This is a genomic window from Phenylobacterium sp. CCH9-H3 (assembly GCF_001557235.1).
In the GTDB taxonomy this organism is placed as follows: Bacteria; Pseudomonadota; Alphaproteobacteria; order Caulobacterales; family Caulobacteraceae; genus Phenylobacterium.
Genome location: NZ_LSJI01000130.1, coordinates 20,179 through 36,304, shown reverse-complemented (window position 1 = coordinate 36,304; position 16,126 = coordinate 20,179). Strand labels below are relative to the sequence as shown.

The following is a 16,126-nucleotide window of genomic DNA, read 5'->3' as shown; positions in this document are numbered from 1 at the left end:
CCCTTCAGCCAGCGGCTGCTGATCGAGCGGGTGAAGGCGGTCCTGCGCCGCCCCGGCCGGAGCGGCGCAGGACCGCCTTCACCCGCTCGATCAGCAGCCGCTGGCTGAAGGGCTTGTGGATGTAGTCGTCGGCCCCGAGGTTGAAGCCGAGGATCTCGTCGATCTCCTCGTCCTTGGACGTGAGGATGATCACGGGCGTGTCCTGGGTCCGCCGCAGGCGGCGCAGGACCTCCATCCCGTCCATGCGCGGCATCTTCACGTCGAGGATGGCCACGTCCGGCGGATCGTTCTCGAGCGCCGCCAGGCCGGAAGCCCCGTCGTAATAAGCCTTCACGGCATGGCCGTGGCTTTCGAGCGCCAGGCTGACGGACGTGACGATGTTTTCGTCATCGTCGACCAAGGTGATCTTCGCCATCTGAGGTGGACTTCTCCTTAACCGAAGTGCGGGAAGGTATTGAGCCTTCACCGTGGCCTCAATGGGGCCGCTGAAAAGGCAAACAAAGTCAACGTGGCCTTAAGCTGTTTCAGAGAACGTGATTCCCTCGCGGGGGGATGCGTAGATGGGTGGTTCGAGAGTGCACTTCGAGGTCTTCATACGGAAGACGCCCGGCGCGCCGTGGACGCTGGACCTCGCCACCGAGAATCGCGCCGCCGCCTTGTCGACCGCCCAGGAACTCATGGCCGAGGGCCGCGTGGCCGCCGTGAAGGTGACCAAGGAGGTCTTCGACGAGGAAAGCCGGGAGTTCCAGTCGGTCGTCATCCAGAAGCTGGGCGCGGCCGACGCCCAGGGGAAGGTGAAGCCGCAGGCCGAGCCGCAGCCCCTCTGCGTCACGCCGCAGGATCTCTATACGCTGCACGCCCGGGAACGCATCGGCCGCCTGCTGGAAACCTGGCTCGAGCGTAACAACGCCACGCCCTTCGAGCTGTTGCACCGCCCGGACCTGGTGGAGAAGCTGGAAGCCTCGGGCGTCGACCTGCAGCACGCCGTCCAGAAGATCGCCATTCCGGAAGCTCACGCCCGATCGATGTCGGTGCACGAGCTGATCCGTATCTTCCACAGCCTGATCGAGCGCGCCGTCGACCGCCTGCTGAAGGACGCGCGCAAGGGCACGCTGCCCGACGTCGACAAGGAAGGCTTCAGCGCCGCCGCCGAGCGCCTGGCCCAGGACCCCGAGCGCGGCTACCTGCTGGGCGCGGGCGTCGCCGCGTCCATCGCACCGGCCACCAACTGGTCGGACAAGGTCACGCGCCTGATCGACCTGGCCGACGCCGCCCCGGCGAAGGGACCTGCCCGGGGCCTGGCCCTCAGCACCATCCAGCAGCCGCTGGCCGAGATCCTCGAGGCCAAGCCCGGCATCACGGACATCCTCGGCAAGGGCCGCGACCTGGGCGCAAACCTGGCCGCCATGACCCGGCTGGCCGCCTACGACTCGGTCGAGCGGCTCATCCAGGTCGAAGCCTCGGTGGCCAAGGTGATGCCGCCGCTGTCGCCGCTGGCCGTGCGCCTGGCCCAATGGCTGAGCGGCGAGAATTTCCAGGACACGCGGGCCGCCATCGGCCGGCGGATCCTGCGGGAACTGACGGGACCGCGGCGGCTGTGCCCCGGAGAAGCGGCGCGGGAGATCGACGTGCTGCGCGCTCTGGCCATGTCGCTCACCGCGTCGGCCGGCAAGCTCCTGCCGCTGGAGGAGGTGCAGTCCGCCTTCATCGCCCGCTCCAAGATGCTGGTCACCGGCGACTTCGTGGAGGCCTACCTGGGCTCGGGCATGACGTCCCAGCAGGAAGTCGAGGCGCTGATCTGGCTGACCGAGAACGTCATCGGCGCCGCCAACAAGCGGCAGGCCGGCGGCTGGCTAAAGGCGGTGATCGGCTCGCTCCGCTTCGAGAAGGAAATGACCGCCGGCGACGAGAATCCCGGCGCGCGGCTGAGCCAGCTGGCGACGCTGCATCGCGCCGTCGGCCGCTGCGGGCTGGTCGCCGAGGATTTCGAGCCGATCCAGGAAAAGCTGGGCGACATCGGCGGCCACGTGGAGGCCCACGCGCGCCTGTCGCAGACCGTCGCCCGCGCCAACGCCCCGCTGCTCCACCGCCTGACGCTGCTGCTGCGGCTGGCGTCCGGCGAGAACGCCCCGCTGGGACCCGCCGCCAACCGCGCCCGCGCCGAAGCGCTCCGGCTGTTCAAGCTGGATGAGACGCGCGCCGAACTGGCCAACGCGCCCGACCAGATGCGCCAGGTCCGCGACCTGATCCAGGCCGCCGGCCTCGCGGCTTAGTCCAGCGCCGCGCGAAGAGCGTCAACGACCTTCGCCACGTCGTCGTCCGCCATGCCGGGGTATAGCGGCAGCGACAGGCAGCGGCCGTACCAGGCCTCGGCGCCGGGCAGGTCCAGGTCGCCGTAGAGCCCGCGGTAGTAGGGCTGGCGATGGACGGGGATGTAGTGGACCTGGCTGCCGATTCCGCGGGCCCTCAGCGCGTCCACCACCTCACGGCGCGAGCGCCCGGCCGCCTCGAAATCGATCAGAACGGTCATGAGGTGCAGCACCGGGTCGCTCCACGCCGGCTGCGCCGCCGGCCGCACCCGCGGGGCGAGCGGGGCCAGGGCTTCGCGATAGGCCGCGGCCAAGGCGCGGCGGCGGGCGGCGAAGCGCGGCAGCTTCTTGAGCTGCGACAGACCCAGGGCGCAGAGGATATCGGGCAGGCGGTAGTTGAAGCCCGGCTCGGGCATTTCGTACCACCAGGGATCAGCCCCTTCCGGCCGCACCATGCCGTGGGAGCGCAGGATCCTCAGGCGTCCGGCCAGGGCCGGATCGTTGGTGGTGACCATCCCACCCTCGCCCGTGGCGATCGCCTTCACGGGATGGAACGAGAAGGTGGCCATAGCGGAGTGGCGCACATCGCCGACGATTTCTGCCGTATTGCCGAACTTCATCGTCGTTCCGACGGCGTGCGGCGCATCTTCCACCAGGACGGCCCCGGCGCTCGCCGCCAGGTCTGCGAGGCCCGGCAGGTCGACGGCGTCGCCGCGCAGGTGCACGGGCAGGACCGCACGCAGCCGCCGTCCACCCAGGCGTCCCATCGCCTCGGCCAGGGTCGCGGGGGTCATCAGCCCGCTCTCCGGGTCCACGTCGGCGAACACCACGTCCGCGCCGACGTAGCGGGCGCAGTTGGCCGTGGCCAGGAACGTGATGGAAGGGGCGATCACGGCCTCGCCTGCCTTCACGTCCAGCGCCAGCATGGCCAGGTGCAGGGCCGCGGTCCCGTTGGCGCAGGCCACGGCATGCCGGGCCCCCACCGTCTCGGCGAAAGCGCGTTCGAAGGCCTCGACGGTCGGGCCCGTGGTCAGGAAGTCGCCGCGCAACGCCTCGGCCACGGCCGCGATGTCGTCGTCCTCGATGGTCTGGCGGCCGTAGGGCAGCATGGGATCGGCCATAGGGGTCGCAGGCTCAGTCGTCGGCGCGCCGGCGGCGGCGGGGCTTGCCGTCGTCCAGCATGACCAGCAGGCCGGGGCCGTCCAGCCAGTCGTCGTTGGTGTCGCTGGCGTAGCTGAACTCGTCGGCCAGCCGGCCGCCCTCGAGGGGCGCGCGGGTGTACTCCACGAAGGCGGGCTCGATGGCGTAGCGGTCGCCGAGGTCGACGGTGTTCCGCGCGTCATCCGCCGAGATCATCATCTCGTGCAGCTTCTCGCCGGGGCGGATGCCGATGACCTTGGTCGCGAGGCCCGGGGCCATGACGGCGGCGATGTCCGTGATCTTCATGGACGGGATCTTGGGCACGAACACCTCGCCCCCGTGCATCCGGTCCAGGGACGAGAGCACGAAGTCGACGCCCTCCTCCAGGGTGATCAGGAAGCGGGTCATGCGCGGGTCGGTGATCGGCAGCTCGGTCGCGCCGCGCTGGATCAGGCGCTGGAAGAAGGGGATCACCGAGCCGCGGGAGCCCACGACGTTGCCGTAGCGGACCACCGAGAAGCGCGTCCCGATGTCGCCCGAGAGGTTGTTGGCCGCGACGAAGGTCTTGTCAGAGGCCAGCTTGGTGGCGCCGTACAGGTTCACCGGGTTGCAGGCCTTGTCGGTGGACAGCGCCACCACCTTCCTCACCCCGTTGGCGAGGCAGGCGCGGACCACGTTTTCGGCGCCCATGATGTTGGTGTGGATGCACTCGGACGGATTGTACTCGGCCGCCGGCACCTGCTTCAGCGCGGCGGCGTGGATCACCACGTCGACGCCTCGGAACGCCAGGGCCAGACGCTCGCGGTCGCGCACGTCGCCCAGGAAGAAGCGCATCACCGACATCTTCTCCGGCCCGAACCGCTCGGCGAGGTCGATCTGCATCTCGCTCTGTTTCAGCTCGTCGCGCGAATAGACGATCAGCTTTCGGGGGCTGGCGCGCTCCAGCACGGTCTCGATGAACCGGCGCCCGAACGAGCCGGTGCCGCCGGTGACGAGGATGACCTTGCCGTCGAGGTCGAGTTTGGTCGGCGCAAATCGGCCCAAGGGGCGCTCCGCAGGCAGCCTGTCTGCCGGCACCATGACCGCGCCGCGTAAAGAGACCGCTAACCATGATCGGCGATATCCGAGGCCATGGACCGCCGCCTGTTCCTCAGCCTCGCCGCCCTCGCCGCCCTGCCGGCGGCCGCGCGCGCGTCCAGCGGGGGCGAGAAGAAGAAGTCGGGCGGCGGCTCGTACGTGCCGGTCCAGCCCCTGCTCGGGACCACCCTGCGCGCCAGCGGCCGGCGCGGCGTGCTGTCGGTCGATTGCGGCCTCGACGTGCCGGACGAGGCGTTGCGCACGCGGGTAGAGCAGTCCACGCCGCGGCTGAGGGCCGCCTATGTCCAGACGATTCAGTCGTACGCCGCCGGCCTCGGCCCCGGCGTTCCGCCGAGCGCCGACTACATCGGCCAGGCGCTGCAGCGGCAGACCGACGCCATCCTGGGCCGGCCCGGCGCCCGCGTCCTGCTGGGCGCCATCGTCGTCAACTGATCACATCGCGCTGATGCCGCCGTCCAGGCGGAGCTCGGCGCCGGTCATGAAGCCGCTCTCGTCCGAAGCCAGGTAGAGCACCGCGTTGGCGATGTCCTCGGGCTGGCCGATGCGGCCCAGCGGCACCTGGCGCGCGAGCTTGGCCTCGGCCTCCTCCTTGCCGAACCGCTGGCGCAGGGGGTCCAGGATCGGCGTGTCGATGAAGGTCGGGTGGATCGAGTTGGACCGCACGTTCAGCCCCTGCTTGGCGCAGTGCAGGCCGATCCCCTTGGAGAGCAGCCAGACCGCCGCCTTCGAGGCGTTGTAGACGGGCGTGTTGTGGCCCGCGATGACCCCGGCGATCGAGGAGATGTTGATGATCGAGCCGGGCTGGTTCTGGCGCAGGTACTTCAGCGCGTGCTTGGTCCCGAGAAACACCGAGTCCACATTGACGCTCATCACGAGCTTCCAGTCCTCGTAGCTCAGCTCCTCGATGTTGCCGCCCCGGCTGATGCCGGCGTTGTTCACCAGCACGCTGATGCCGCCCATGGCTTCGTCGGCCTCTTCCAGGGCGAAGATCCACTGCTCTTCCTTGGTGACGTCCAGCGGGAAGGCGAAGGCCGTCCCCTCACCGAACTCCGCGTCGATCGCGGCCGCCACGGCCTTGGCGCCCTCGGCGTTGATGTCGGCCACCGACACCTTGGCGCCTTCCGACGCCAGCTTGCGCGCGAACGCCGCGCCCAGGCCCTGCGCCCCGCCGGTGATGAAAGCCTTCTTGCCCGCGACGCGTCCCGCCATGATTCTCTGCCCCTAAGCCTTCGCTGCCTTGTCCATGAAGGCCGCCATCTTGACGTCCAGCTCGCTCACGCCGTCCACGTCATGGGTGGCCAGCAGCACCTCCACGCGATTGTAGACGTTGAACCACTCGGGGTGATGGTCGAGCTTGTCGGCCATCAGGGCCACGCGGGTCATGAAGCCGAACGCCTGGTTGAAGTCGTCGAACCGGTAGGTCTTCCGGATCGCGTCACGGTCGCCCTCGACCTTCGCCCAGCCCTCCAGACGCGCAAGGGCCGCCTCGGCGCCGATCTTCGCGGGTCGGCTCATGCGGGCTGCTCCGCTTCGAACGCGAGCCCGGTGTGGGTCGCCAGCTCGGCCAGCGTCTGGTCCATGTCGACCACCTTGATCGCCTTCATGCCCAGGCCCGCTGCCGGCTTGCAGTTGATGCCCAGGTCGTCGAGGTAGACGCAGGCCTCGGGCTTCACGGCCAGCAGGTCGCACATCATCAGGTAGATCTTCGGATCCGGCTTCCGCACCCCCGCCTTCGAGCTTTCGATGATGGCGTCGAACAGGGGCATCACCTGGGCCATGGCGCCGGCGGCGCGCTGGGCCGTGTCCTGCCCGGGACTGTGCATCGAGACCACGTTGTTGGTGATGCAGCCGACCTTGAAGTGCTGTTTACAGGTCATCAGCGCTGAAACCATCCGGGGGCGGAGCTGCCCGTTCAGCAGCGGCAGCACGTCGGCGCCGCGCAGCGGATGGCCGAGGGCCGTGGATTCCTCGAGGAACAGGGCGTCGAAGCGCGCCGCGTCGATCTCGTTGCGTTCGAACAGGGCCCAGGCGTTGCTGTCGGGGTTGGTGGAATTCACCCGCCGCACCAGGTCCATGGGCAGGCCGCGCTCGGCCTCCAGGCGGTTGAACGCTTCGAAAGGCGAAGTCGTGAACACTCCGCCGAAATCCCAGATCACCGCCTCGACCGCCACTGCACCGTTCCTCAGCCAATTCTTGCGCGGGCGGACGCTAGAGAGCGGGCGGCGGACGTGCAAGTAAGGGCCGATGGTTCCTTCCCGGTTTCCCAGAAGCGTCCGGCTCGGGCTGTACGCCCTGGCCGCGCTCATCCTCCTCATGCTCTGCGTGACCCCTTCGGAGGACCTTCCGGACCCGGGTACGGGCGATCGGTTCGAGCACATGGCCGCCTGGTTCGTGCTGACCCTGACCGGCCTCGTCCTGGCGCCCAGGCGGCGGCTCGCCATCCCGGCCTTCGCCCTGGCCTACGGCGCCCTGATCGAAGTCCTGCAGGCGGCGATGCCGTTCGGGCGTCACGGGGACCCGCGGGACCTGCTGGCCGACGCCATCGGCGTGGCCCTGGCCTGCCTCGCCTGGCTGGTGCTCCGCCGCCTCGCGCCGCGGATCATCGACGCCGCCTGACGCGGCCTCTATGACAGGGGCCATGTCCGACGCGCCCCAGCCGTACATCTATCTCGCCGTGCCCTGCTACGGGGGCCAGCTCACCCTGCACTTCGTCAGCTCGCTGCTGAAGCTCCAGGAGGCCTGCCGCGAGCGCGGGGTCGGCCTGCATGTGGACATGATGGGCGGCGAGGCCCTGATCACCCGCGGGCGCTCGCGCCTGGCGGCGCAGTTCCTGAGCCACCCGCAGGCCACCCACATCCTCTACATCGACGCCGATATCGGCTTCCGGCCCGAGAACGTCTTCCGTCTCCTGGACGCCGACAAGGATGTGATCGCGGCGGTCTGTCCGCTGAAGAAGATCGACTGGGAAAAGGTGCGCGCGGCCGCGAAGGCCGGGGCGTCCGATCTGCAGGCGGCGGGCATTGGCTACGTCGTCCGCTTCCTGCCGACGCCGGACAAGAGCGTCGAGGTCAACGACGGGTTCGCGCGCGTCGCCTATGGCGGCACCGGCTTCCTGATGATCAGCCGCGAGGCCATGCAGCGGATCGTCGACGCCCACCCCGAGCTGCGCGCCAAGATGGGCGACATGGCCGACAACCAGGCGCCCGAGGCCGTGATGGTGTTCGACACCATGATCGAGCCGGAGACCGGCCAGTACCTCTCGGAGGACTACGCTTTCTGCCGGCGCTGGCGCGACCTGGGCGGCGAGATCTGGGCCGATTTCGAGGCCCGCCTGACCCACGTCGGCCACGCGGCCTACACCGGCAGCCTCATGCAGGCGCTGCGCGGCGGCTGATCACTCGGCAGGGGCCGGTGACGGCGCCAGTCCTCCCTTGGCCGGCGGCTCGGTCGGCGGCGTGGCGGCCTGGAGCGCGGCGCGCCTCTCCATGAGCGCGGCGCGGGTCGCTTCATAGCTGTGGCGGTTGATGCCGTAGAGCGAGTAGAAGCCCACCGCGATCAGGCCCGGAATGGCGGCCAGGACGCTGTCCCACAGCGCCAGATTGAACAGGACGTCCGCCGGCACGTCGGCCGAGGTCCTGGCGGTTTTCGGCAACTGGATCAGGGTGATGACCAAGCCCGCCACCGCCGTGCCCACGGCCAGGTCGATCTTCCCGGCCAGGGTGCGGGTCGCGTACAGCACGCCTTCCTGGCGCACGCCGAACTTCAGCTCGTTCTCGTCGGCGATGTCGGCGAGCGCCGACATGACGCTGATCTGCAGGACGCTGATCGATCCGTACTGGACCGCCGCGAACGCGATCAGGAGCGGGGCCAGGCCCGGCGTGGCCGGCGATAGAATCCCCATCATCCCCAGCACCAAGGGGATCGGCGGCACGAGGGCGTAGACGAGAGCCGCGTAGATGATCGTCCGCTTCTTGTCGATGCGGCCGTGCAGGCGCGGTGCGAAGACGAAGGCGGTCACATAGCCGGCCAGGCTGCCCAGTACGAACCAGCTCAGGGTCTCGCTGCTCAGATCCCAGTAGAAGGTGGCGGCGTACAGGCGCAGGCCCTCGCGCAGGCCGATCATCAGCGCCACGAAGAAGTAGGCGGCCAGGAGCCAGACGTAGTTGATGTTGGAAAGCGCCTTGCCGAGGTCGCGGCCGAACTCGCGGAAGCTGAACGGCGGCGTGTCCAGGGCCGGCTTCGGCAGGAACGGGATGCGGTCCCGGGTCAACCAGGCGGATGCGGTCAGGGCCGCGGTGGTGATGACGCCGATGGTGATCGCATATGCGGACCAGGGCGCTGGATTCAGCAGCCCGCGCGGGAATTCCGGCGTCGTGGGGAAGAACAGCCGCAGCGCCAGGATGGTCGTGAGCGAACCGCCAGCCCAGTTGAAGAAGCTGTAGTAGGCCATGACCTTCGAACGCTCGGTGTAGTGGCCGGACAGTTCGCCCCCCAGCGCCAGGTGGGGCACGTAGAAGAAGGTCATCGCCTGGCGCATCAGGATGACTGCAACGGCCAGCCAGATGACCATGCCCAGCTCGCTGAGCCCGGCCGGCGGGCTGAAGATCGCCCACACCGTGACGCCGACCGGGATCGCCGAGGCAAAGAGATAGGGATGCCGCCGCCCCCACCGCGAATGGGTTCGGTCCGAGATCGAGCCGATGATCGGATCGGAAAAGGCGTCGAGGATCAGGCTGAGCGAAATCGCCAGGCCCACCAGATGGGCGTCCACCCCCTTCACCTGACTGTAGAAGAGCAAGGCGAAGCTGGAGACGGAATAGAGGGCCACCATCTCGGCGGCGCCGCCCAGCCCGAAACCCAGCTTGGTCTTCAGCGACAGGCGGTCGGCGACGGCCGGCGCGGTGTAGGTCATACGCTTTGTTCCTCCGCCGCGCTCTGAAGACGCGTTCCAGGCCAGCGAACCCCAACGAAAGGGAATCGTCAATCGGCGCGTACCCGGTCTTCGAAACGTGACGCCGCCGTCACCTGCCGGCGCACGAACCTCACATTCGACCCTGAAGTCTGCTATTGGCGATAGCGATGCGCCTCCAGATCTGTAGGTGGCGCAAGTTCCTTTCCACGAACGACGGACGGCCGCGTTTTCCATGCCCCAGACCCGACCTGCCGCCCCGACCGGTCACAATCGCGGCGCCGAACGCGAAGTGGAGCTGCTGAGGCGCATCGATGAGCGGCTGCGGTGGCTCGCCACCTGGACGATCCACAACGCCAACCACCTGCGCGAGAGCCGCGACGGGCTGAAGGTTGGCGGTCACCAGGCGTCCTGCGCCTCCATGACCACCATCATGACGGCGCTCTACTTCCACGCCCTGCGGCCGGAGGATCGCGTCGCGGTGAAGCCGCACGCCAGCCCGGTGTTCCACGCCGCGCAATACCTGATGGGCCGGCAGAGCCGGCAGCAGCTGGAGGCGTTCCGCAGCTTCGGCGGCGCCCAATCCTATCCGTCGCGCACCAAGGACAAGGACGACGTCGACTTCTCCACCGGATCCGTGGGCCTGGGCGTGGCGATCACCGCCTTCGCCTCGCTGATGCAGGACTATCTGTCGGGCCACGGCTGGCTGGCGGACGAGCGGCGCGGGCGGTTCGTGGCCACCCTGGGCGACGCCGAGCTGGACGAGGGCAACATCTACGAGTGCCTCATCGAGGCCTACAAGCACGACATCCGCAACTGCTGGTGGATCGTGGACTACAACCGGCAGAGCCTCGATGCGACCACGGCCGACCGGATGTTCGACCGCTTCGACGACATCTTCGAGACCGCCGGCTGGCGCGTGGTGACTCTGAAATGGGGCAAGGCCCAGATGCGCGCCTTCGCCCGACCGGGCGGCAAGGCGCTGCAGGCCTGGATCGAAGGTTGCCCCAACGCGGACTTCGCGGCCCTCACCTACCAGGGCGGAGCGGCCTGGCGCGCGCGGCTGATGCAGGACATCGGCCGGCAGGCGGGCGTGCGGGCCCTGCTGGAAAGCTTCGATGACGAGGCCCTGCACCAGCTGATGATCGGCCTGGGCGGCCACTGCATCGAGACCCTGACCGAGGCCTTCGCCGCGGCGCAGGACGACACGCCCACCCTGTTCATCGCCTACACCGTCAAGGGCTTCGGCCTGCCGCTGCAGGGCCACAAGGACAATCACGCCGGCCTGATGACGCCCGCGCAGGTCGAGGCGCTGCGCCAATCCATGGGGGTGGTCGAAGGCCAGGAGTGGGAGCCGCTGGCCGGCCTGACGCCGGAGGAGGCCGCGGAGATCCGGGCCTTTGTGGAGGCCGCGCCCTTCGCCCAGCCGGCCCAGCGTCGCCATACCGCCGCGGCCATACCGGTGCCCGCCCGCGCCGAGTTTCCCAGCCCCGACGGCGCCGAGCAGTCGACGCAGCAGGCGTTCGGCCGGATCCTGCTGGACCTCGCCAAGAGCGGCCATCCGGTGGCGGACCGCATCGTCACGACCTCGCCGGACGTGACCGTCTCCACCAACCTCGGCGGGTTCGTGAACCAGCGCGGCCTGTTCCGCCGCCGCGAGACCGCCGACGTGTTCCGCGACGCCAAGATTCCCTCCCCGCAGAAATGGGCGGGCAAGGCGGCGGGCCAGCACGTGGAGCTGGGCATCGCCGAGCACAACCTGTTCCTGAACCTCGCCGCCTTCGGCCTGTCGGCGCCGCTGTTCGGCGAGCGGCTGCTGCCGATCGGAACGGTCTACGACCCCTTCATCAGCCGCGGCCTCGATGCCCTGAACTACGCCTGCTACCAGGACGCCCGGTTCATGCTGGTCGCCACGCCCAGCGGCCTGACCCTGGGCCCGGAGGGTGGGGCGCACCAATCCATCTACACGCCGCTGATCGGCATCGGCCAGCCGGGGCTGACCTATTTCGAGCCGGCCTTCGTGGACGAGCTGGCCGAGGTCATGCGCTGGTCGTTCGAGCACATGCAGGCCGAGGACGGCGGGTCCGTCTATCTGCGGCTCACCACTCGGTCGCTGGCCCAGGTGCAGCGCACCGACGACGCCTGGCGAGAGGATGCGCTGAAGGGCGGCTATTGGCTGAAGGCTCCGGGGCCCGGCGCGGACGCGGCCATCGTCTTCTGCGGCGCCGTGGCGCCCGAGGTGCTGGAGGCGGCCGAGCAGCTGGCCGACGACATTCCCGGCCTGGGGGTGCTGAACGTGGTCTCGCCCGGCCTGCTGCACCGCGACTGGATGTCGTGCCGCCGCGGCCGCTGGTGCGGCGAGGGGCGCCGGCAGAGCCATGCCGAAACCTTGCTTTCCCAGCTCGGACCGGGCGCGGGCCTCGTGACCGTGGTCGACGCCTCGCCTGCGACCCTGTCCTGGCTGGGCGGTGTGCGCGGCCAAAGGGTCAGCGCCCTGGGCCTGGACAGCTTCGGCCAGGTCGGCGACCTGCCCGACCTCTATCGCCACTACCGCCTGGACGTGGATGCCATCGTGGAAGCCGCAGCAGACCTGTTTCTCTGATATGTGGAATTGGTATCTACATATCAGACCAATATTTCCACATATGTGGACCGCAGGGCCGATCCTGTCATTCCCGTCTTCGCTCGCCGCGAAAGCGGGATGACGGCGCTGGGCGCCTACCCGAGAGCCCACTCCAGATCGGCGATGAGATCGTCGACGTTCTCGACCCCCACGCTCAGCCGGATCAGCCCGTCGGATATGCCGATGCGTTCGCGCGTCTCCGGGGGGATCGAGGCATGGGTCATGATGGCCGGATGCTCGATCAGACTCTCCACCCCGCCGAGGCTCTCGGCGAGGGTGAACAGCTCGGTCCGCTCCAGCATCCGCTTCGTCCCCTCCAGGCCGCGGTCCAGCACGGCGGTGATCATGCCGCCGAAGCCCGACATCTGGCGCTTCGCAAGTTCGTGCTGCGGGTGGCTGGGGAGGCCGGGGTAGATGACCTTGGCCACGTCCCCGCGCGCCTCGAGCCATTCGGCGATCGCCTGGGCGTTCTCGCAGTGTCGCTGCATGCGCAGGGCCAGCGTCTTCATGCCGCGAAGGGTCAGGAAGCTGTCGAACGGCGAGGCCACCGAGCCGATGGCGTTCTGCAGGAAGGTGATCTGGTCCCGCAGCTCGGCATTCTCACCGACCACCAGGGCCCCGCCGACCACGTCGGAATGGCCGCCGATGTACTTGGTCGTCGAGTGCATCACCGCGTCGAAGCCGAACTCCAGCGGCCGCTGGACGTAGGGGCTGGCGAAGGTGTTGTCCGCCGCCGCGATCAGGCCGCGCCGCTTGCACAGCGCCGCGATGGCCTCCAGGTCCGCCAGGCGCAGCAGCGGGTTGGTGGGCGTCTCCACCCAGACCATCCGGGTCCGCGGCGTGATCGCGGCCTCGATGGCCGACACGTCCGCCAGGTCCACGAAGCTGAACTCCAGCCCCGCCGACCGGCGGCGCACCTTGTCGAACAGCCGGAATGAGCCGCCGTACAGGTCCTCGCTGGCGATGATGTGGTCGCCGGCGTCGAACGCCTCCAGGAGGGTCGCGATGGCCGCCAGGCCCGAGGCGAAGGCGTAGCCCTTGGTCCCGCTCTCCAGGTCGGCCAAGCCGCGCTCCAGCGCGAAACGGGTGGGGTTCTGGCTGCGCGAATATTCGAACCCGGTGTGCACGCCCGGGCTGGACTGCGCATAGGTCGAGGTCGCGTAGATGGGCGGCATCACCGCCCCGGTGGTCGGATCGTGCTCCTGGCCGCCGTGGATGGCGCGGGTGGCGAAATCCAGGCGGTTCCTGCCGTGCGGGTCGGAGCTCAAGCGGCTTTCCTCAGATAGTTGATCAGGTCGATACGGGTGATGAGGCCGAGGAATTCCTTGCCCTCCATCACGATCGCCACCTCGTCACGCTCGAAGATAGGGAGCAGGGAGTCCAGCTGCTCGGCGGCCTGCAGCGTGTGCAGCTTCGCCGTCATGGCGGTGGAGACCGGCTGGCGGAAGCGCGCGTCCTGGCGGCGGTCTTCGACGGCCTCCAGAAGGTCGCTCTCGTCGATCAGGCCGATCAGGCGGCCGTCGTCGATCACCGGCAGCTGGCTCACGTCCGCCTGCCGCATCCTGTTGTAGGCCGTAAGCAGGGTATCGTCCGGTCCGACAGTCACCGCGTCGCCCGGCGTGCGCGCGATCAGGTCGCGCAGGTCGCCGTGCAGCTCCCGGTCCACAAGCCCTTGCTCGGCGACCCAGCTGTCGTTGTAGACCTTGGAGAGGTAGCGCGAGCCCGTATCGCAGACCAGCGTCACCACCCGCTTGGGCTCGGTCTGGTCGCGGCAATAGCGCAGGGCGCCGGCCAACAGGGTGCCAGACGACGAGCCGGCAAGGATGCCCGCCTTGGTCAGCAGCAGGCGGGCGGTGGCGATGCTCTCGGTATCGGAGATCTCATAGGCCTTGGCCACCAGGTCCAGGTCGCAGTTGTCGGGGATGAAGTCCTCGCCAATGCCTTCCACCACCCACGAGCCCGGCTCCACCTTCTCGCCGCGTTCCACCAGGGGCGCGAGGATCGAGCCGACGGGATCGGCCAGGACCATCTTCGTCTTCGGAGAGGCCTTGGCGAAGAAGCGGCCCAGGCCCGTCAAGGTGCCGCCGGACCCAACGCCGACCACGACGGCGTCCACGTCGCCCTCCATCTGCTCCAGGATCTCCGGGCCGGTGGTGGTCTCGTGGGCCTTCGGGTTCGCGGGGTTCGAGAACTGGTTGATGTAGACGGCGTTGTTCAGCTTGGCGGCGATCGCCTGGGCCATGTCCTGGTAGTACTCGGGATGACCCTTGCCCACGTCCGAGCGGGTGATGCGCACGTCGACGCCCATGGCGCGCAGGTGCTGGATCTTCTCTCGCGCCATCTTGTCCGGCACCACCAGCAGCAGCTTGTAGCCCTTCAGAAGGCCCACCTGGGCCAGGCCCAGGCCGGTGTTGCCGGCCGTCGCCTCGACGATCGTGCCGCCGGGCTTCAGCGATCCGTCCTTCTCCGCCGCCTCGATCATCGAGCGCGCGATGCGGTCCTTGATCGAGCCGCCGGGATTGGCGCTCTCCAGCTTCACGAACAGGCGGCACGGCCCCGTGTCGAACCCCGTCAGTTCCAGCATCGGGGTGCGGCCGATGAGGTCGAGGGCGGTGGCGGCGGGCGGTGGCAGGGGCAGGTCGGTCAAAGGCGGCATCCGGATCGAGTCAGGGGGATCGGTGGGCGCATATTGCGCACGATGTACAAAAATGGAAACGCACGACCCGGGTTTCCGTCCCTGGCGGCAAGAACAGTCTAGCCGCGACATGCGCAGCCGCCGCCGTCCCGCGGTGGTGTAACGGTTCCGTACGGTGGCGGCCCGGCAAGCGGCGGTTAAGGTCCGGGCCTGCAATCTCGTGCGGCATCAGGAGTCCGGCCCCTTGAAACGCTTCCTCGTCCTTGCGGCCAACGCCGCCCTGTTGAGCGCTTGCCAGCCGAAGACCGACGCGGCCGCCGGCGCCGCCAAGTTCAACAACAGCGTGCCGATGACCGAGTTCATGGGCCATTTCGTGGACCCCGCGGCCTTCATGTACTGGAAGGGCTCCGGCACGGAGATCACCGAAGCCGGCGAACGCGACCTGTCACCCACCACCGACGAGGGCTGGGACGTGCTGGTCACCGGGGCGACCATGCTGGTCGAGGCCGGCAACGTCATGCAGCTGCCCGGGCGTACGCGGGCGCCGGAGGCCGACTGGAACAAGTACGCTCAGATGCTGAGCGAACGGGCCCTGATCGCCCGCGCCGCGGCCGAGAAGCATGACAAGCAGGCGGTGTTCGACGAGGGCGGCCGGCTCTACGAGGTCTGCGTCGCCTGCCACGAGCAGTTCATCATCCAGCCGGAGCTGAAGGCCAACGGCCCGGCCGAGGGCGATCCGCTGCCGCCGATCCCAGACTTGAAGACGAAGTAGCTACCAGGCCGGCACGGGCCGGACGCAGCGGCCGTTCGGGCCGCCCGTCGCATCGAGCGGTCGGGCAGGGCTCATCGACTCCAGATCGCAGCGCTGGCGATCCAGACCGCCCAACCCCAGGGCGCCGCCATAGGGTCCGCCGTACCAGCCGCGACCGTAACCGCCGTAGCCATAGCCGTTGCGGGTGTCCTGGAAGGCCAGGCTGACCCGACCGTTCTTGCCCACCGGAATATCGGTGCGGCCATAGACGCTGCGATAGCCGCCGGTGCCGACCGCCACGCCCACCTCGCCGTGCGGCTTGCGGTCGTCGCCCGCCACGACACCGTCCAGCGCCTCGTCCCGGCGCGGGTCCGGTAGCGGCGAGCTCTTGATGAAGGCGTCGATCTGCTCCGCGGTGCTCATCGGCGGCGACGCCTGGGAGGCGGTGGCCACCGGCGCGTCGGCGTCCTGCGCCCAGGCCGGGGCGGCGGCGGCGACCGGCGCGGCGAGCAAGGCCGCGAACAGGGCAGGGCGGATACGCATACGCTGGTCTCCTTCGCCGCCACTCAGCCCTGCAATTGCGGCGAACGTATTGCAAAGCCGGCGGGCGTCCATCACGGACGGGGCCGGTCCGAAGACGCCGCGGAGCGCGGCCGGCTCG

Annotated in this window: 15 protein-coding genes and 1 pseudogene; 6 read left to right on the top strand and 10 right to left on the bottom strand. The window is 69.0% G+C overall.

Annotation, left to right across the window (positions count from 1 at the left end; all coding sequences use genetic code 11):
• Positions 1–10: 10 nt before the first annotated feature.
• Positions 11–415: pseudogene (locus tag AX721_RS12945) on the bottom strand (response regulator transcription factor); the annotation flags it as partial.
• Between the two features lie 145 nt (positions 416–560).
• On the opposite strand from AX721_RS12945, the gene AX721_RS12940 reads away from it, so the two are divergent.
• Entirely contained in the window at positions 561–2,273 is a 1,713-nt protein-coding gene (locus AX721_RS12940) for a hypothetical protein (protein WP_068876417.1), read from the top strand.
• Here the strand turns inward: AX721_RS12940 and pseC are convergent.
• Complete coding sequence (pseC, locus tag AX721_RS12935) at positions 2,270–3,430, bottom strand: UDP-4-amino-4,6-dideoxy-N-acetyl-beta-L-altrosamine transaminase (protein WP_068876416.1); 1,161 nt, start codon at positions 3,428–3,430, stop codon at positions 2,270–2,272. The genes AX721_RS12940 and pseC overlap by 4 nt on opposite strands.
• A gap of 13 nt (positions 3,431–3,443) precedes the next feature.
• Positions 3,444–4,493 carry a UDP-N-acetylglucosamine 4,6-dehydratase (inverting) gene (pseB, locus tag AX721_RS12930; RefSeq protein ID WP_068876415.1) on the bottom strand — a complete coding sequence of 350 codons (1,050 nt, stop codon included), beginning with the start codon at positions 4,491–4,493 and terminating at the stop codon, positions 3,444–3,446.
• Positions 4,494–4,580: 87 nt separating this feature from the next.
• Between pseB and AX721_RS12925 the strand changes: the two genes are divergently transcribed.
• A complete protein-coding gene (locus AX721_RS12925) occupies positions 4,581–4,979 on the top strand; it encodes a hypothetical protein (RefSeq protein WP_068876414.1) in 399 nt (132 codons plus the stop codon).
• Here AX721_RS12925 and AX721_RS12920 read toward each other — a convergent pair whose 3' ends face one another.
• Genes AX721_RS12920 through AX721_RS12910 form a run of 3 tightly spaced genes read right to left on the bottom strand, consistent with a single transcriptional unit; the run spans position 4,980 to position 6,718 of the window.
• On the bottom strand, positions 4,980–5,756 hold the full coding sequence (locus AX721_RS12920; RefSeq protein WP_068876413.1) for an SDR family oxidoreductase: 777 nt from the start codon (positions 5,754–5,756) through the stop codon (positions 4,980–4,982). It lies immediately after the preceding gene.
• A 12-nt stretch (positions 5,757–5,768) separates the two neighbouring features.
• Positions 5,769–6,062 carry a 4a-hydroxytetrahydrobiopterin dehydratase gene (locus AX721_RS12915; protein ID WP_068876412.1) on the bottom strand — a complete coding sequence of 98 codons (294 nt, stop codon included), beginning with the start codon at positions 6,060–6,062 and terminating at the stop codon, positions 5,769–5,771.
• Complete coding sequence (locus tag AX721_RS12910; protein WP_068876411.1) at positions 6,059–6,718, bottom strand: HAD-IA family hydrolase; 660 nt, start codon at positions 6,716–6,718, stop codon at positions 6,059–6,061. The genes AX721_RS12915 and AX721_RS12910 overlap by 4 nt, the downstream gene beginning before the upstream one ends.
• Before the next feature lie 73 nt (positions 6,719–6,791).
• Between AX721_RS12910 and AX721_RS12905 the strand changes: the two genes are divergently transcribed.
• Entirely contained in the window at positions 6,792–7,163 is a 372-nt protein-coding gene (locus AX721_RS12905) for a VanZ family protein (protein WP_068876410.1), read from the top strand.
• A gap of 22 nt (positions 7,164–7,185) precedes the next feature.
• Positions 7,186–7,941 (top strand): hypothetical protein, encoded by a 756-nt coding sequence (locus tag AX721_RS12900; protein ID WP_068876409.1) that lies wholly within the window; start codon positions 7,186–7,188, stop codon positions 7,939–7,941.
• On the opposite strand, the gene AX721_RS12895 is transcribed toward AX721_RS12900, so the two are convergent.
• Positions 7,942–9,459: an MFS transporter gene (locus AX721_RS12895; protein WP_068876408.1), complete on the bottom strand. Its 1,518-nt coding sequence runs from the start codon at positions 9,457–9,459 to the stop codon at positions 7,942–7,944. It abuts the gene before it with no gap.
• Between the two features lie 187 nt (positions 9,460–9,646).
• Between AX721_RS12895 and AX721_RS12890 the strand changes: the two genes are divergently transcribed.
• Positions 9,647–12,058, top strand: coding sequence for a transketolase (locus AX721_RS12890; protein WP_369807901.1), 2,412 nt, complete (start codon positions 9,647–9,649; stop codon positions 12,056–12,058).
• Positions 12,059–12,174: 116 nt separating this feature from the next.
• Here the strand turns inward: AX721_RS12890 and AX721_RS12885 are convergent, their stop codons facing one another.
• Positions 12,175–13,347, bottom strand: coding sequence for a cystathionine gamma-synthase (locus AX721_RS12885; protein ID WP_068876406.1), 1,173 nt, complete (start codon positions 13,345–13,347; stop codon positions 12,175–12,177).
• Positions 13,344–14,735, bottom strand: a complete 1,392-nt coding sequence (locus AX721_RS12880; RefSeq protein WP_068876405.1) for a cystathionine beta-synthase — start codon at positions 14,733–14,735, stop codon at positions 13,344–13,346. The genes AX721_RS12885 and AX721_RS12880 overlap by 4 nt, the downstream gene beginning before the upstream one ends.
• A 223-nt stretch (positions 14,736–14,958) precedes the next feature.
• Here AX721_RS12880 and AX721_RS12875 point away from each other — a divergent pair, with 223 nt between their 5' ends.
• Positions 14,959–15,486 carry a hypothetical protein gene (locus tag AX721_RS12875; RefSeq protein ID WP_068876404.1) on the top strand — a complete coding sequence of 176 codons (528 nt, stop codon included), beginning with the start codon at positions 14,959–14,961 and terminating at the stop codon, positions 15,484–15,486.
• On the opposite strand, the gene AX721_RS12870 is transcribed toward AX721_RS12875, so the two are convergent.
• A complete protein-coding gene (locus AX721_RS12870; protein WP_068876403.1) occupies positions 15,487–16,008 on the bottom strand; it encodes a hypothetical protein in 522 nt (173 codons plus the stop codon).
• Positions 16,009–16,126: the final 118 nt, after the last annotated feature.

What these genes read in the sequence shown, in the direction of transcription:
- AX721_RS12940 (WP_068876417.1), top strand. Translation starts at nt 561, where the DNA reads ATGGGTGGTTCGAGAGTGCACTTCGAGGTCTTCATACGGAAGACGCCC.
- pseC (WP_068876416.1), bottom strand. Translation starts at nt 3,430, where the DNA reads ATGGCCGATCCCATGCTGCCCTACGGCCGCCAGACCATCGAGGACGAC.
- AX721_RS12925 (WP_068876414.1), top strand. Translation starts at nt 4,581, where the DNA reads ATGGACCGCCGCCTGTTCCTCAGCCTCGCCGCCCTCGCCGCCCTGCCG.
- AX721_RS12920 (WP_068876413.1), bottom strand. Translation starts at nt 5,756, where the DNA reads ATGGCGGGACGCGTCGCGGGCAAGAAGGCTTTCATCACCGGCGGGGCG.
- AX721_RS12915 (WP_068876412.1), bottom strand. Translation starts at nt 6,062, where the DNA reads ATGAGCCGACCCGCGAAGATCGGCGCCGAGGCGGCCCTTGCGCGTCTG.
- AX721_RS12905 (WP_068876410.1), top strand. Translation starts at nt 6,792, where the DNA reads ATGGTTCCTTCCCGGTTTCCCAGAAGCGTCCGGCTCGGGCTGTACGCC.
- AX721_RS12900 (WP_068876409.1), top strand. Translation starts at nt 7,186, where the DNA reads ATGTCCGACGCGCCCCAGCCGTACATCTATCTCGCCGTGCCCTGCTAC.
- AX721_RS12895 (WP_068876408.1), bottom strand. Translation starts at nt 9,459, where the DNA reads ATGACCTACACCGCGCCGGCCGTCGCCGACCGCCTGTCGCTGAAGACC.
- AX721_RS12880 (WP_068876405.1), bottom strand. Translation starts at nt 14,735, where the DNA reads ATGCCGCCTTTGACCGACCTGCCCCTGCCACCGCCCGCCGCCACCGCC.
- AX721_RS12870 (WP_068876403.1), bottom strand. Translation starts at nt 16,008, where the DNA reads ATGCGTATCCGCCCTGCCCTGTTCGCGGCCTTGCTCGCCGCGCCGGTC.